This is a genomic window from Thioalkalivibrio sp. ALE9 (assembly GCF_000377445.1).
Classification (GTDB): domain Bacteria; phylum Pseudomonadota; class Gammaproteobacteria; order Ectothiorhodospirales; family Ectothiorhodospiraceae; genus Thioalkalivibrio.
On record NZ_KB898122.1, the window covers coordinates 108,030 to 122,367 of the forward strand.

Consider the following 14,338-nt stretch of genomic DNA (forward strand, 5'->3'; position numbering starts at 1 on the left):
CATGGGCTCGCTGCAGGCATGGTTTGGTGCCCGGCTGTGGGATCAGTGGAGCCAGCGCGGGCCGTTCGCGGCGGCGATGTTTCCGCTGTCGCTGGTGTATGCCGGGCTGGCCGAGTGGAACCGTCAGCGCCAGGAACAATTGCGGCGCGACATCACCATCCCGGCCAAGGCAGTGATCGTGGTGGGGAATCTCACGCTGGGTGGCAGTGGCAAGACGCCGATGACCGTCTGGCTGGCCAAGCGTCTGCGTGCCGCCGGGTATCGGCCGGGTATTGTCAGCCGTGGCTACGGCGGGCGCGGGGACGTCGCCGGGATTGCGGTGACCCCCGATTCCGATCCGGTGGTGGTGGGGGATGAACCCCTGCTGATCGCGCGCCGCACCGGGGTGCCGGTGCAGGTGGACCGCGACCGGGTTCGCGGCGCGCGGGCCCTGACCGAGCAGGGGGTGGACGTGGTCATCGCCGATGACGGCATGCAGCATCACCGCCTGCCGCGCGACATCACCATCCTGATGGTCGACGGCAAGCGCCGCTTCGGTAACGGGCTGTGCCTGCCGGCGGGGCCGCTGCGCGAGCCCAGGCGGGCGCGCGAGCGGGCGGATTTCGTGATCGTGACCGGGGGCGAAGCCGGCCCCGGCGAGATTCCGATGGAACTGGTCCCGGCCAGCCGGCTGCTGCGGGTGGATGGGGCCGACGAGTCGCGCAAGCCCCACCGGTTTGCCCGGCGCGATGCCCACGCGATCGCCGGTATTGCCGATCCGGAGCGCTTCTTCCGTACCCTGGAGGCGGCGAAGATCGGTATCATTCGACATCCGTTTCCCGACCATCATCGCTTCCTGCCGCACCAGATCCGCTTCGATGACGAGTTGCCGGTTCTGATGACCGAGAAGGATGCCGTAAAATGCCGGTCGTTTGCGCAGGACAATCACTGGTACTGGCCGATCGCGGCCCGGTTGCCAACCACTTTCGAGCCGGCGCTGCTCGCGCGTCTGGAGACCGTCAGTCGGCTCAAACACCTGGGGTAATGCATGGACAAGCGTCTGCTCGATATTCTGGTCTGCCCGGTCACCAAGGGTCCGCTGAAATATGACCGCGAGAACCAGGAGCTGATCTCGGTCTCCGCCGGGCTCGCCTATCCGATCCGCGACGACATCCCGGTGATGCTGGAGGACGAGGCCCGCGTGCTCTCCGAGGACGAGAAGGGACGCTGGCGCGAGGCCTGAGTCGCCGCATGACGGGCTTCGTCGTGGTGATCCCGGCCCGCATGGCCTCCAGCCGGCTGCCGGACAAGCCGCTCGCGGCGGTCGCCGGGCGCCCGCTGATCGCGCATGTGATCAGCCGGGCGCAGGAGAGTGCAGCGGGCCGCGTGATCGTGGCCGGGGATGACGAGCGCATCCTCGCGGTCGCGCGCCAGTGCGGGGCCGAAGCCTTCCTGACCGATCCCGCGCTGCCCTCGGGCACCGACCGCATCGCCGCGGTCGCGGCCGCCGAGGGCTGGGGGGACGAGTCCATCGTGGTCAACCTGCAGGGCGATGAACCGCTGACCCCGGGACCATTGCTGGATGACCTGGCGGCCCTGCTGGCGCAGACCCCGCAGGCGGACATGGCCACCCTCGGCGTGCCCATCCGCTGCGCACAGGACCTGGCGGACCCCAACCAGGTCAAGCTGGTGACCGACCGCAGCGGCCGGGCGCTGTACTTCTCCCGTGCCCCGATCCCCTGGGATCGCGAGGCCCACCGCGCCGGGCAGGTACCGGCAGTAGAGCAGGCCACCCGTCATCTGGGGCTGTACGCCTACCGTGCCGGGTTCCTGCGGCGTATGAGCGCCGAACCGCCGGCCCCGCTGGAACAACTGGAGCAGCTGGAGCAGCTGCGCGCCCTCGACATGGGCGCGTGGATCCAGGTCGGCCGCCGCACCGAGGCCCATCCCCCCGGCGTCGACACCCCGGAAGACCTGGACCGCGTCGACGCCTTCCTGTCCGGGCGTGCCCGCGCCTGATCCCCGCCCGCGGACTCAGTTCGAGCGCAGGCCCGCCTGCAGACTGCGCGCCAGGGCCTGGCCGTCGCGGGTCGCGGCGTCCGGGGAGGGGCTGAAGGGTTGCAGTGTGGCGATCACCCGGTGCTCGAGGGTGGTGTCGCTGTTGGTCGGTTCCGGGTCGATGTAGCCGTGCTCGCCGAGCCATGCCTCCAGGCGCTCGCGCGTCGCGCTCTGGAAGCGCTTGACCGCGCCCTGCTCCAGTTCCCGGACCAGGGCCTCGGCGTCTCCGTCCACCTGCGCGGCCAGTTCACTGACCGCTTCGATAAAGGTATCGCTGATCAGGCCGGAGACCTCCAGCGCGGCACGGTCCACGGGGCGCCCGCGGCCCTGGCGCCAGGCGCGTAGCCAGGCGCGCGCGCCCTCGACCCGGGCCGCAAGCTGCTCGCGCCGCGCCGGGTCCCCCAGGAGTTCGGCATCGGGCCCGCGCAGGACGGTCTCCAGCGTGCCGATGCTGTCCACCCCCAGGGTGAGCAGCCGGTGCAGGGCGTCAAGGTCGTCGCGCAGCAGATGGAACGGGTGGATCCGCGCCGCATCCTGCCACGGGTCGATCGCGGGCACGCCGAGCGTGGTGGCGTAGTCCTCGGGGCGGGCGTCGCCCGGGCTCGGGATCGCCAGGCGTTCGGGCAGGGCCAGGTCACCGGCATCGGTGATGGCGTGCTGGGCGCCGCGCACGGCCGGCAGGTCGATGATCCGCACCGTGGCGTCCCGGGCGGACCAGTAGCGCGCATCCTCGGGCTGGGCCGTAAGATAGAAGACCTGCCGATCATCCTCCTGTGCCAGTAGCTGGAGGCTTTCGGCGACCGCGCGGAAGCGCTCGGGGTCGGCGGTGCCCAGGGCCTCGTCCAGGAACAGTGGCAGGGGCGTGCGCCCGCGTTCGGCCTCCAGCGCGAAGGCGATGCGCACGGCCAGCACGAGCTGCATGCGCGTGCCGCTGGAGAGTTCCGACAGGCCGCGGGTGTCGCCACTGGCGGTCTCGCGCGCGCCAAATGGCGTGGCCGTCTCGCCGGGGCTGAACAGCAGCTCGTATTGATGGCGCGTAAAACGCTGAAACCAGTCACGTGCCCGGCGCAGGGCAGCGGGCTGCGCGGTCTCTTCGTGCTCGATGGTGACCTGGTCCAGCAGAAACTGGCCCGCGGTGGCGAACAGGGCCTCGTCCAGACGCGTGTCCAGGGCGTCGCGGGCCTGGGCCCACCGGGCGCGCGCGGTCTCCAGTGCGCGATCCCGTCCGGCGCGGTCGATCTCGGTCTCGATGCGGGTGATTTCGCGGGTGAGCTCGTCGCGCTGCTGCGCCTGGTGTTCGCATTCGGCCAGCGCTTCGCGCAGCGCCGCCTCGGCGTCCTGATCGACCAGCGCCAGCAGGTCCGGTTGTGCCTCAAGGTGACGGCTGCGATCGCCTTCGCGGGCGCGGACGTCGCGCAGCTCATCCTGCAGGCGCTGCCATTCCGGCCGCAGCCGCAGGTGTTCGCGCAGTCCCGCTTCGTCATCCTCTTCCAGCCCGGCCCGGGCGTACAGTTCGGTGACGCGTGCGCGCGTGGTGTCGGCCTCGACTTCCAGGCGCTCGAGCTCGCGCTGCGCCTCGTGCTGTTCGCGGCGTGCCTCGTCCCGATCCTGCAGGCGGCGGGCCAGCCGTTCCAGACGCTGCGCCAGGGCGTCGGCCGTGGGCTGCGCGTCCTCCGGGGCGGCCGCGTACGCGTCCAGGAACCGCACCAGGGCCGTGCGCAGTTCGTCCATACGGGCCGTCAGTTGCTCCTGCTCGCCCCGGGCCGTGGCCTCGTCGCGACGGGCGCGGTCCAGTTCCGCGCTCAGGTGGATCCAGCGCTGCAACGAGGCATCCAGACACTCGGGGTCGAAGCCGACCGCCGCGGCCGTCTGGCGCAGTTGTTCCCGAGCAGCTGCCAGCGCGTCGTGCTTCTCCTCCAGTTCACGCTCCAGCCGGGTGCGGCGTTCGGCCGCGTGGCGGTCGGCCTCGGCTGCGCGCAGTTCCCGTTCCACGGCCTCCAGGCGTTCACGCACCGCCTCCGGCGTCCAGGCCGAGGGTGGCTCGATGCCGGTATCGCGGTAACGCGCCTCGGCCGCCTGGCGCGGGACGGCGTCGTGGTTCGGTCGTGCCAGTATCCAGCCCGACCAGGCCACGGGGAGCGCCAGGACGAGGAAGCCCCAGTGGACCCACAGGGCCGCACTCCCGATGGCCGCCGCAGCTGCGGCCAGGGCCGTGATCCGCGCCGCTCGGTGCAGGACGGAGTTCGCCGGCGGGCGCGGGGCGCCGAGCCAGTGCAGCAGTTCGTCCCGTGCGCGGCGCAGCGCCTCCGGGTCGGGCCGGTCGGGGTCGGCCGCGGGCAGGCCGGCCAGTTCGTCCTCGCGGCGGCGGATCGCGGCCTGCAGCTGGCGCTGGGTTTCGAGGGCCTGTTCCGTCGTGTGGACCGCGGTCGGGTCCAGCGTCGGGACGGCAGCCGGGTCGGCGCCCAGAGCGTCAGCTGCCGAGGCGACGGCCGAACGGGCGGACTGCAGCTCGCGTGCGGCCTGGTCGGCGCGGCTCTCCAGTCCCTGCAGTTCGCGTACGCGGGCGCGCGGGTCGTCGAACGCGGCGGCTTCCAGGGGGCTTTCGGACAGTCCACTGGTATCCAGCTGGTCGCGGGCCGCATCGAGCCGGGCCTGGGCCTGCTGGCGCTCGTGGTCGAGGCGGCGCAGCGTCTTGCGCAGCTGTTCCAGGCTGTCCAGTTCGTCGCCGCGCAGCCGGGCCAGGCCCTCCGGGAAGGCCGCCAGCCGGGTCTCCAGGGACTGGCGTTCGCGGCGGGCCTCCAGCAGCTCCAGGGCGCGTTCGTACTGGGCGGCCGCGTCGCTGGCCCGCTGTGCGTCCTGGCGCTGCGCCTCCAGTTCGGCGAGACGTTGTTCGTCCTCCTGCAGGGCGCGCTGTTCGCGCGTGCGCTGGCGCAGCTCCTGCTCGGCGGTGGCCAGGGCCTGTGCTTCGTTGCGGGCATGAGTGGTCTTCAGGGCCAGGGCGGGGTCCGCGCGCAGGGCGGGGAGGTCGTAGCCGCCGGCCAGTTCGCGCGCCAGCCAGTCGCCGATCGCCCGTTCGGTCGCGTGGTCCGCGGCCAGCAGGTCCTCGATGTGCAGGGTGTAGCAGTCGATGAAACGATGATCCGGCAGCGGCGGCGGGTCGTTGCGCTGCCCGTCACGCAGCCAGTACAGGTCGGTGCCGACGCGCTGCGCCTCGAGCCGGCCCTGTGCGTCGTTGAAACGGGCCGCGACCTGCACGCCCCTGTTGCGCTGTTCCTGTGGATAGAGGGCGGCGCGCAGGCCGCGCAGCAGGCTGGACTTGCCCGAGGCGTTGGGGCCGACCACGACGTTCACGCCCGGTCCCAGGGCCTCCAGCCGGAAGCCCGGATGGATGCCGGGGAGGCGGTGGATGTCCAGGGATTCCAGCTTCACTGGTCGCCCTCGCGCTGCAGCAGCAGGCGGTCCAGTGCGTGCAGGGCCGCGGCCTCCAGGGTCGCCGCGAGCGCGGTGTCATCCGGGGCCTCGCGCCCCAGCGCGCGGTAGTGCGGGGCGCGGGTTACCTCGGCGAGGGGCTCGCGCGCGGCGTCCAGCAGGGCGCGGCGCGCCTCGCTGTCCGCCCCCTGCAGCAGCAGAAGCTTGCGCGCGAGCAGGGCGGCCGGGTCATTCCCCGCGGCCAGCGCCTCGAGATCCACGGCCGGCTGGGCCTCCAGGCGCCAGTCGTGGACGAAGTACAGGCGATCGCCCAGGGTCTGCACCGTGACGCGCGGATCGTCCGCATGCAAGACACGCTCCAGTGCCGCGCGCTGGTCGCTGCGGCCGGTGAATCGCAGCCGGCAGCCGACCGCCCGTGGCCGCTGCGGCCATTGCTCGATTTCGGTGTGCAGGCGTTCCAGGGCCTCGGTTACGCGGTGATGGATGTCCGCGGCGACGTCCAGGCCGTCGACCGGGATCTCCAGGGTGTCCCAGTACAGCGGTGCCAGCGGGACCTGCTGGATGGAGAGCGTGCCGTTCGCGGCCAGTTCCAGCTGCCAGGGGCCGTGGCGCCCGGGCTCGCCCGGGTCCATGCCGGTCAGGGAGCCGAGGTAGCCCATCGGGCGTGGCGCGGCGAGGGCGTCGGGGCGGTGAATATGGCCGAGCAGCCAGGCCTCCGCCGGGGCCGCCTCCAGCGCGCTGCTGCGCACCGGTGCATGCGGGCTGCGCATCTGGTCACGATCGCAGTGCAGCAGACCGAGGGTGGGGCAGTCGACGGGCTCGGGAAAGCCGGCCTCCAGTGGGCTTTCGCTGACACGCGCCTGCGGGAATGACCAGCCCGCGATGCGCGCGCGGCCGCCCTCGCGGCCCTGAAGCTCGCGGGTCTCCCACTGACCACCGGCGCCCAGCAGCTCGAACGCCGGCAGGGCCTTTGCGAGGCGCGGGAGGACCTGGACATCATGGTTGCCGGCGACCCCGAGGACGCGGATGCCGGCAGCGGTCAGGCGCTGAACGCCTTCGCGCAGGTCGCGGTAGGCCTCGAAGAAGTCGTCCTCCTGTTCCACCACGTCGCCGGCCAGCAGGACGGCGTCGACCGGCTGTTCCAAGGCGTAGTCGACGCTGCGCCGCCAGGCCGCCGCGGGGCCGAGCGCCGCAATGCCGACCGCGTCATCGACCGCGGGCGGGATGCGCGAGGGCTGGCGGCCCAGGTGGATATCGCCCACGCACAGGAGCTTCATGGGCGCAGGGAGGCAGTCGGGATCATGGCGGCAGTTTGGAAGAATCGCGGGGCAAAGCCAATCCCGGATCGCTGGATGGGCCCGCATCCCATGGGTCTCCCCCCCTGTAGGAGGCCAGCCCCCTGGCCGATGGGGAGCTGATGAACACCGAATCGGCCAGGGGGCTGGCCTCCTACGGAAGGCGGTGCAGGGTCAGGTGGGGATGCCGAGTTGGCGGGGCAGCTGGCCGAGACGCCCGAGGGTCAGGCAGGGGCGCGGCTGGCCGTGCTCCCAGGGCAGGGACGCCGGGTTGAACCAGGCGGCGCGAAAGCCGGCCTGCAGGGCACCGAGGACATCCGCGGTGCTGTCGTCGCCAACGTGTAGGATGGCGTCGGGTTCGACTCCGGCCTGCTCGCGGGCCTGGTGGAAGATGCGCGGGTCGGGCTTCGCCGCACCCGCTTCGCCTGCGGCGATGGCGAAGTCGAAGTGCCGCCCGAGGGGGGTGCGGAATACGTCGGCATTGCCGTTGCTGATTGCGCCCAGACGGAAGTGGCGGGCCAGGGTAGTCAGCATGCCCGCGGCCTCGGGGTAGGGCGTGACCTCGTTGCGCGCCTCCCAGAACACCTGGAAGCCTTCACCCGACAGACGCTCCGGGCAGCAGCCACAGGTCTCGGCCAGTTCGCGCAGCCAGCGCTTGCGCAGGCGGGTCAGGTCGTGGCGCTCGTGGTCGGGGGCCGCGCGCATGAAGGCCGTGCGGGACTGGATCAGGGCGTCTGGATCAAAGCGTTCGCAGACCGCGGGGGCCTGTTCCCGCAGCCAGGCGTAGAAGCGCGCCTCGGCGTGGTGGATGACCGGCATCACCGGCCACAGGGTGTCGTCGAGGTCGAACGTCAGGCAGCGGATGCGGGTCGGGTCGAGTGGATGTGACCGGGACGGTCCGCTGATGGGGGAACGGTTCATCCACGCAAGGGTAGCGCGGGCACCGCACGCAGCGGTTATATGGCCGATGTCGTTGGGGATACTTCGGGCGTGGCGGACTGATAGGGTGTTTCCTTCGGACAGCAAAGCCGACTCGAGGAGGTGGTTCGGGATGCGACAGCAAGGGGATGCGGCCGTCTGGCCGCGCTACAGCCTCGCGCAGCGGGTGTTGCACTGGCTGGTGGCCGTGCTGGTGCTGGGGGCGCTGGGGCTGGGCGGGACCATTGGCTGGTTCGGCTTCGAGGGTCTGCAGGCGCGCTTTGGCGAGGCGGCGACCAACACGCTCTATACCTGGCACAAGAGTTTCGGGGTGCTGATTCTGGTCTTGATGCTGGTGCGGATCGGACTGCGCCTGCGGCGCGGCAAGCCGGAGTATGCGGTCGCGCTGGCTCGCTGGCAGCGGATGGGTTCCGAGGCCGTGCACGGGCTGTTGTACGTCTTGCTGATCCTGATGCCGGTGATCGGGTGGTGGGCGACCGCGGCCGGTGGCTACCCAGTGCAACTGGGGCCGCTGATCCTGCCGGGCCTGTTCCCGGAGAACGAGGCGTTGTCGGAGACGCTGTTCGCCTGGCATCAGGCCCTGGGCCGGGTGACCCTGATCCTGGTGGCGGGACATGTGGTTGCCGCGTTCTACCACTGGCGCATTCGCCGCGACGGGGTGATGCAGCGCATGACCTTCGGGCGAGGCCGATCCTGATCCCGGCATACCGATGACGCGGTGGCTGCTGACGCTGGTGGCGCTGAACGCGGTCCTTCTGGGGCTGGAGATTCCGCGTCATGCGGGGCTCGCGCCGTACGGGCTGGCCTGGGAGGCCTTCGTGCTGGTCGGCCTGTTCGCACTGTTGCCGGCGGGCCGGCTTGCGCGGGGGCTGGCCTGGCTCGTTGCTTCGGTGCTCCTGATCCTGGTGGTGCTGGCGTTGTTCGATGCCCTGACCCGCGCGAGCCTGTCCCGACCGTTGAACGTGGTGCAGGACTGGGTGCTGCTGGACGCCGCCTACCGCCTGGTGACCGGCAACTTGGGCGCGCTGGCGACCGGGCTGCTGGGGATTTTACTGGTGACCCTGCTGGTGGCGGTCATCTGGGGAGCCGGGCGGGGGCTCGGTGCCCTCGCGGCGCCTGCGGGGGGCGGTCGTCGTGTTCCGCTGGCCATCGCCATCGGGGCGTTTGGCGTCGGTCTGGGGGGCGTGCTGGCAGCCGAGCGCGGAGCAGCACCCCCGGGAACGGCTGCGCCGGGTATGGCGATGATCCAGCAGCAGGTCGCGGCGGGGCGGTCGGCCCTTGCCGAGAACCAGCGCTTTCGTGCCCGTCTGGAGGCGACCCGCGAAGAGGCCGCTGCGGCAGCCCTTCCGGGGCTCGCGGGGGTCGACGTGATCCTCGGGCTGGTGGAGTCCTATGGCGTCTCCGCCGTTTTCGACGCGCGCTACGCGCCGGTCATCGTGCCCGCGCTCGACCGGCTGGAAGAGGACCTGGAGGCCGCGGACCTGCACGTGGTGAGCGGCGTACTGGAGGCGCCGATCGCCGGCGGCCAGTCCTGGCTGGCCCATGCCTCCCTGCTCTCCGGCCTGCAGGTGCGCTACGCCGGGCATTACGAGGCGCTGCAGGACGCGCCGCGGGACACCCTGGTGCAGGACTTCGTGGCGACTGGCCATCACACGGCGATGTTGTCCCCGGCCATCCAGCTCGACTGGCCCGAGGGACGCTGGTTCGGCTGGGATCGGATCGTGGACAAGCATGGCTTTGACTACGCCGGCCCGCCGTTCTTCTGGGTGACCATGCCGGACCAGTACACCTGGTCGTTTTTCGAGCAGCAGGTTCGGTCGCCTTCCGATGCGCCGGTGTTCGCGATGCTCGCGCTGGTCAGTTCGCATGCGCCGTGGACCCCCATCCTGCCGGTCCTGGAGGACTGGGAGGGCATCGGGGATGGTGAACGGTTCCACGAGTGGGCGGGGAAGGGGCCGGAGCCGGAGGTGCTCTGGCGCGACTTCGACCGGGTGCGCGATTTCTACGCGGAGTCGGTGCGCTATTCGCTGGAGGTGACTGGGGACTATGCGGCACGCTATGCGGACGAGGAGACGCTGTTTTTCCTGCTGGGGGATCATCAGCCGGCGGCGTTGATCACCGGGCAGGACGCCAGTTGGGCGGTGCCGGTGCATGTGATCTCGGGCGATCCAGAGTTGCTGGAGCCGTTCCGCGCGCGCGGGTTTGTGTCGGGGATGCAGCCGCCGTCCGAGTCTGCCGAAGAAGGGTTTGATGCCCTGCGAGGCTGGCTGCGCGACGCGTTCGGTGCGTCATCCAAAGTGGACCGATGATCTGGCCTCCCTGTCGCAGGTGGAGCGCTCTTGTTGCCTCGCCCCATCAGGACCCTGGTTCTTATCGGGTGTTTACGGTGCCTTTGGTCTGCTGCCTGCCTCGTGGCGGCTGGCCCTGGTTCGGCATCCGGTGTTTACGGTGCCTTCGGTCCGCATACTGCCAGGCGCTGACTCGCCAGCGCGCCCCGAGTGACTTCTTTGCTCGTGCAAAGAAGTCACCAAGAAACACGCCCGACTGCCGCGACCCCGGCCCGCTGCGCGGGCCGGGGTTTCCCTCGCTCCGAGGCTTTTCGCGGGCGGCGCTGAACTCGCTGCGCCTTCGGCTCCGCTCAGACATCCAGCGCCCCCGTTTCTATTTTGAATCGTCCCGCGAAAACCCTCTCCACTCGGCGCGACGACAACGGGGAGTCAAGGTCAAGACAACGGCGATCCACAGGTTCGTGGTGATGGATGAAGGCTAGGTTTTCCGGCATATGGGCACGCTCGGCCTACGGCCATAGCGTGCCGCGCCCGCGTAGCGGGCGCCGGGGATCTTTCGGACGGCAATGCCCGTTGTGGTGTCGTGGCGTTTGAATACCTGCTGTTTTGACCTTCGCCTCCCGTATGGAGCCCCTCGTGGAGGGCGTGATGGGCCGGCCCGTTTTCCATAAATTCGAGGCGCTGGATGTCTGAGCGGAGCCGAAGGCGTAGCGAGTTCAGCGCCGCCGGCCCAGCGCGTCCGGAGCGAGGTTCCCGGGCGTAATCCGGGTGCCCTTCTTTGGGTCCTTTCTTGGGCAAGCAAGAAAGGACCTCGGGGCGCGCTGGCGAGTCGGCGCCTGGCAGTATGCGGACCGGAGGCACCGTAAACACCGGAGGACGAACCAGGACCAGCCACCACGAGGCAGGCGGCGGGTAGAAAGCAAGGAAAGGTAGGAACCCGAAGAAAACCGGCTCCCGCGCTAGCGATGGCGGAAGCCGGTGGGCCTAGAAGTTTTCGGTGGAGGTGAACAGGCCGACGCGGAGGTCGTGGGCCTCGTAGATCGGGCGGCCGTCGACCTTGACGATGCCGTCGCCGATGCCGAGGACCAGCTTGCGCGAGATCACCCGCTTCATGTCGATGTGGTAGGTGACCTTCTTGGCCGTCGGCAGGACCTGCCCGGTGAACTTGACCTCGCCCACCCCCAGGGCGCGCCCGCGTCCCGGATTGCCGAGCCATGCGAGGTAGAAGCCGACCAGCTGCCACATGGCGTCGAGGCCGAGGCAGCCGGGCATCACCGGGTCGCCGGGGAAGTGGCAGGCGAAGAACCAGAGGTCGGGATTGATATCCAGCTCGGCGATCATCTCGCCCTTGCCGTACTGGCCGCCGTCGCTGTTGATCTCCAGGACCCTGTCCATCATCAGCATGTTGGGGACCGGCAACTGGGCGTTGCCCGGACCGAACATGTTGCCGTAGCCACAGGCCAGGAGTTCGTCGCGATCGTACTGATTCTTCTGCATGGGAGCGCCGCTCGGGGAAAAGGCCGGTATTGGACCGAAACCCGCGCCCAAAAGCAATTACGGCGGGATTCGGCGGTGCGCCGATGGTCCCGGGGGTGGGGCTGATTAGGTTGTCCTCGGAACGTCCTGGGACAACCTGTCGAGAGCTCTGCGTGCCCCGGATCAGGCGTCGGAGGGATACCGTAGCAGTTCCGCGAGGGTGAAGAAGCGGTCGCCGCGCAGGTAGCCGGCCTGGATTTCGGCGATCAGGGCGCCGGGGCGGCCCTGATCGTCGAGCTCGGCCACCCACGCGGTCGGGACCGTATCCAGGATGTGGGTACAGGCCAGGCGCCCGTCTTCCAGGTGGCTGGCGCGAACCTCGCCGGTGCGTCGGTTGCGGAAGGCCGGGAGCCAGCCGGCGGTGAAGCCGGCGTCGAGCCAGGCGGGGTTCTCGGTGCGGGCCGGTTCGGGTGCCGGCATGAGGTCGAGGCTGAGCATCGCGAGGTCTCCGGGGATTTAATCCGGGTATCGGCGCGGGCGCGGCAAACTTGAGCGTGATTGGCCCGGCGTGGAGACGGGAACCGGAACGATTCGACATAATCAGGCAACCGGTTGGTGGGGCCCGGAGTTGCGCCCGAGGTGGCGGGCGCGGACCATGCCTGAAAGAACAACAAGCGAGGGGGAGTCGTGGCCGTCACTGTAATGCTGTGGGTGCTGGGGATCGTGGTCGCAATCGTGGTGCTGGACCTGGCACGGCGGCCCTTGCGCCGCCTGCTGGTGGGGCTGACCGGCGGCGTGACACGCCTGACGTGTGCCCTCCGGCGGCAGGTGCTGCATCTGCGCGACGCCGCCCAGCGCTGGCACCACGCCCACCTTGCCCGGCTGGAGGCCGAACGCGTTCATGTGGCGGTCCATGCCCTGGAGCGGCGTTACGCTCGCCTGGTGGGCCACGATCTGGCCGAGATCCCCGATCTGCGCCAGCAGGTTCACGAGACCCTGCGCCAGCTGGAGGATGCCTATGCCCGCGACGAGGGGCGTCTTTCCGCCGAGCCCGGCTGGGTCAGCCGCCTGGAGGCCCTGGCGAGCACGCCGGTGGGCGACAGCGCGCAGAGTCAGCGCCTGGCGCAGGACATGCAGGAAACGGTGTTGCGGATTGCACGGCTCGGCATGGAGGAGCACCGACAGATGGCGCGTGGCCTGCTGTCGGCGCGGCGACGCCTGGAAGCCCCGTTGCACGAATTGACCGGGCGTCTGGAGCAGGTACACCGGCGCCTGGCCGACCTGCAACGCCAGGGCGAGCGCCTGGATAACGGTCTGGCGAACTGCGAGAACCGGGACCATCCGGCGCAGCGGCACCTGCCCGCGTATGCCCAGGCCGGCAGTCAGTGGCTGCTGGGCGCGGCCGGACTGGTACTGACCGCGGTGGCCGTGGTGGTGTACCAGCGGCTGTTCGATCCGGCCCTGGGGACGCAGTTTCCGGCCTCGCTGGAGGCCGGCGGGGTGGCCTTCCCGAATCTGGTGGTGGCGACCCTGCTGGGGGCCGCGGCAGTCTCCGGCTGGCTGCTGGCCGAGGCCCGCGGCGTGTCCCGTCTGCTGCCGCAGGCGATGATGGACGGCAGTGAGGGCGTGCGCCGGGCACTGGTGGTGGTGGCAGGCCTTGCGCTGGCCGTGCTCGCGCTGATCTCCGCGCTGGGCGGCTTTCATCTGGAGTGGGTGGCGTATCGTCAGGAGTTGATGGATACCCTGCTGGCCGGGGGCGACGCGTTGCCGCCGACCCTGAACCTGTTCGAGCAGTCGGTGGGCGCGGTTCTGGGCCTTCTGGTACCCCTGATCGTTGCGCTGGCGCCGATCTGGCTGGTGGGGGTGCTACAGGCGACCCGGGTTATTCTGGGCGGCCTGCTGACGCTCGTGCTGGCGGTGCTGGCGGGTATCCTGTACCTGCTGGCGGTCGCGGCGGCGCAAGTGCGGCGTCTGCTTCCGGTGGCATTTGATCTGATCACGTTCCCCTCGCGGGCCGTGCGCGAGCGGTTCGTGTAAGTGTCAGGAAGCCGGAATGTGAACTCGATCAACCCCCGGTACGGCTTTGCGTGCGCGGCTTTCTGCCCCCTGTAGAATGCGGCGCCGGAGATCCCGGGCGAATCAAGAGATGGCAGCGGAAATGACGATGAAACGGTGGTCGATGCGCGTGATGGCGCTGGTTCTGGGGAGCGTGATGCTGGTGGCCTGGAGCGGGGCGGCCGCGCAGCAGACGCGCTATGTCAGTGAGGAACTCGAGGTCGGCGTGCGCGGCGGCCCCTCGAACCAGAACCGCATTGTCAGTGCGGTGCGCGCCGGGCAGCCGGTCACGGTGATGGAACAGTCCGGTGACGGCTGGAGCCGAGTGCGGCTGCCCAGTGGCAACGAGGCGTGGATCCTGACCCGCTATTTGCAGGACGAGCCGCACTCCCGCGAGCGCCTGGCCGAGGTCGAGGCCGAGCTGGCCGAGATCCGTTCCGGTGCGGATGATCAGGAGGGCCGGATCGCGGAGTTGCTGGACCGGCGCAACGAACTGACGACCGAGCGAGATGAACTCCAGGCCCGGATCGCGGATATGGAGTCGGAACTGGAAGAGCTGCGGGATATCGCGGAGCGGCCGCAGGAGATTCAACGCGAGAACCGCCGGCTGGAGCAGGAACTGATCGAGTCCCGCGATTCGGCCGACGAGTATCGGCGTCAGGTCGAGGTGATGCAGGCCGACAGCCAGCGCAAGTGGTTCATGACCGGGGCCCTGGTCACCGTGGGTTCGGTGATCCTGGGCATTATCCTGACGCGCATCCCCACGCGCAGGCGGCGCAGCGACTGGGTCTGACCGGCAGCGCGTTTCCCGGAACGGTC

12 protein-coding genes are annotated in these 14,338 nt (G+C 70.1%); 7 read left to right on the forward strand and 5 right to left on the reverse strand.

Features of this window, described 5'->3' with window-relative positions; genetic code table 11:
- Position 1: 1 nt before the first annotated feature.
- The 3 genes from lpxK to kdsB are packed head-to-tail and all read left to right on the forward strand — an operon-like array spanning position 2 to position 1,998.
- The gene (gene lpxK, locus D106_RS0100525; protein ID WP_018875787.1) at positions 2 to 1,024 is read left to right on the forward strand and encodes a tetraacyldisaccharide 4'-kinase; all 1,023 of its coding nucleotides are present in this window, start codon (positions 2 to 4) and stop codon (positions 1,022 to 1,024) included.
- A 3-nt stretch (positions 1,025 to 1,027) separates the two neighbouring features.
- Entirely contained in the window at positions 1,028 to 1,222 is a 195-nt protein-coding gene (locus D106_RS0100530) for a Trm112 family protein (RefSeq protein ID WP_018878568.1), read from the forward strand.
- An 8-nt stretch (positions 1,223 to 1,230) separates the two neighbouring features.
- Positions 1,231 to 1,998 (forward strand): 3-deoxy-manno-octulosonate cytidylyltransferase, encoded by a 768-nt coding sequence (gene kdsB, locus D106_RS0100535; RefSeq protein ID WP_018878567.1) that lies wholly within the window; start codon positions 1,231 to 1,233, stop codon positions 1,996 to 1,998.
- A gap of 15 nt (positions 1,999 to 2,013) precedes the next feature.
- On the opposite strand, the gene D106_RS0100540 is transcribed toward kdsB, so the two are convergent.
- The 3 genes from D106_RS0100540 to D106_RS0100550 all read right to left on the reverse strand — a co-directional run bounded on the left by D106_RS0100540 (position 2,014) and on the right by D106_RS0100550 (position 7,682).
- A complete protein-coding gene (locus D106_RS0100540) occupies positions 2,014 to 5,466 on the reverse strand; it encodes an AAA family ATPase (RefSeq protein WP_018878869.1) in 3,453 nt (1,150 codons plus the stop codon).
- Positions 5,463 to 6,743: a metallophosphoesterase gene (locus D106_RS0100545; RefSeq protein WP_018878870.1), complete on the reverse strand. Its 1,281-nt coding sequence runs from the start codon at positions 6,741 to 6,743 to the stop codon at positions 5,463 to 5,465. The genes D106_RS0100540 and D106_RS0100545 overlap by 4 nt, the downstream gene beginning before the upstream one ends.
- A 192-nt stretch (positions 6,744 to 6,935) precedes the next feature.
- The gene (locus D106_RS0100550; RefSeq protein WP_018878871.1) at positions 6,936 to 7,682 is read right to left on the reverse strand and encodes an HAD family hydrolase; all 747 of its coding nucleotides are present in this window, start codon (positions 7,680 to 7,682) and stop codon (positions 6,936 to 6,938) included.
- Positions 7,683 to 7,812: 130 nt separating this feature from the next.
- On the opposite strand from D106_RS0100550, the gene D106_RS0100555 reads away from it, so the two are divergent.
- Positions 7,813 to 8,397, forward strand: coding sequence for a cytochrome b (locus D106_RS0100555; RefSeq protein WP_018866913.1), 585 nt, complete (start codon positions 7,813 to 7,815; stop codon positions 8,395 to 8,397).
- 13 nt (positions 8,398 to 8,410) lie between these two features.
- The gene (locus tag D106_RS0100560) at positions 8,411 to 10,009 is read left to right on the forward strand and encodes a hypothetical protein (protein ID WP_018878872.1); all 1,599 of its coding nucleotides are present in this window, start codon (positions 8,411 to 8,413) and stop codon (positions 10,007 to 10,009) included.
- Between the two features lie 963 nt (positions 10,010 to 10,972).
- On the opposite strand, the gene fabA is transcribed toward D106_RS0100560, so the two are convergent.
- Both fabA and D106_RS0100570 read right to left on the reverse strand, forming a co-directional pair.
- Entirely contained in the window at positions 10,973 to 11,485 is a 513-nt protein-coding gene (gene fabA, locus D106_RS0100565; protein ID WP_018866911.1) for a 3-hydroxyacyl-[acyl-carrier-protein] dehydratase FabA, read from the reverse strand.
- A 162-nt stretch (positions 11,486 to 11,647) separates the two neighbouring features.
- Positions 11,648 to 11,962: a hypothetical protein gene (locus D106_RS0100570; protein WP_018878873.1), complete on the reverse strand. Its 315-nt coding sequence runs from the start codon at positions 11,960 to 11,962 to the stop codon at positions 11,648 to 11,650.
- 204 nt (positions 11,963 to 12,166) lie between these two features.
- Between D106_RS0100570 and D106_RS0100575 the strand changes: the two genes are divergently transcribed.
- Positions 12,167 to 13,501, forward strand: a complete 1,335-nt coding sequence (locus D106_RS0100575; RefSeq protein ID WP_018878874.1) for a hypothetical protein — start codon at positions 12,167 to 12,169, stop codon at positions 13,499 to 13,501.
- Between the two features lie 142 nt (positions 13,502 to 13,643).
- Complete coding sequence (locus tag D106_RS0100580; RefSeq protein ID WP_018875777.1) at positions 13,644 to 14,312, forward strand: TIGR04211 family SH3 domain-containing protein; 669 nt, start codon at positions 13,644 to 13,646, stop codon at positions 14,310 to 14,312.
- The last annotated feature ends 26 nt before the right edge of the window (positions 14,313 to 14,338 follow it).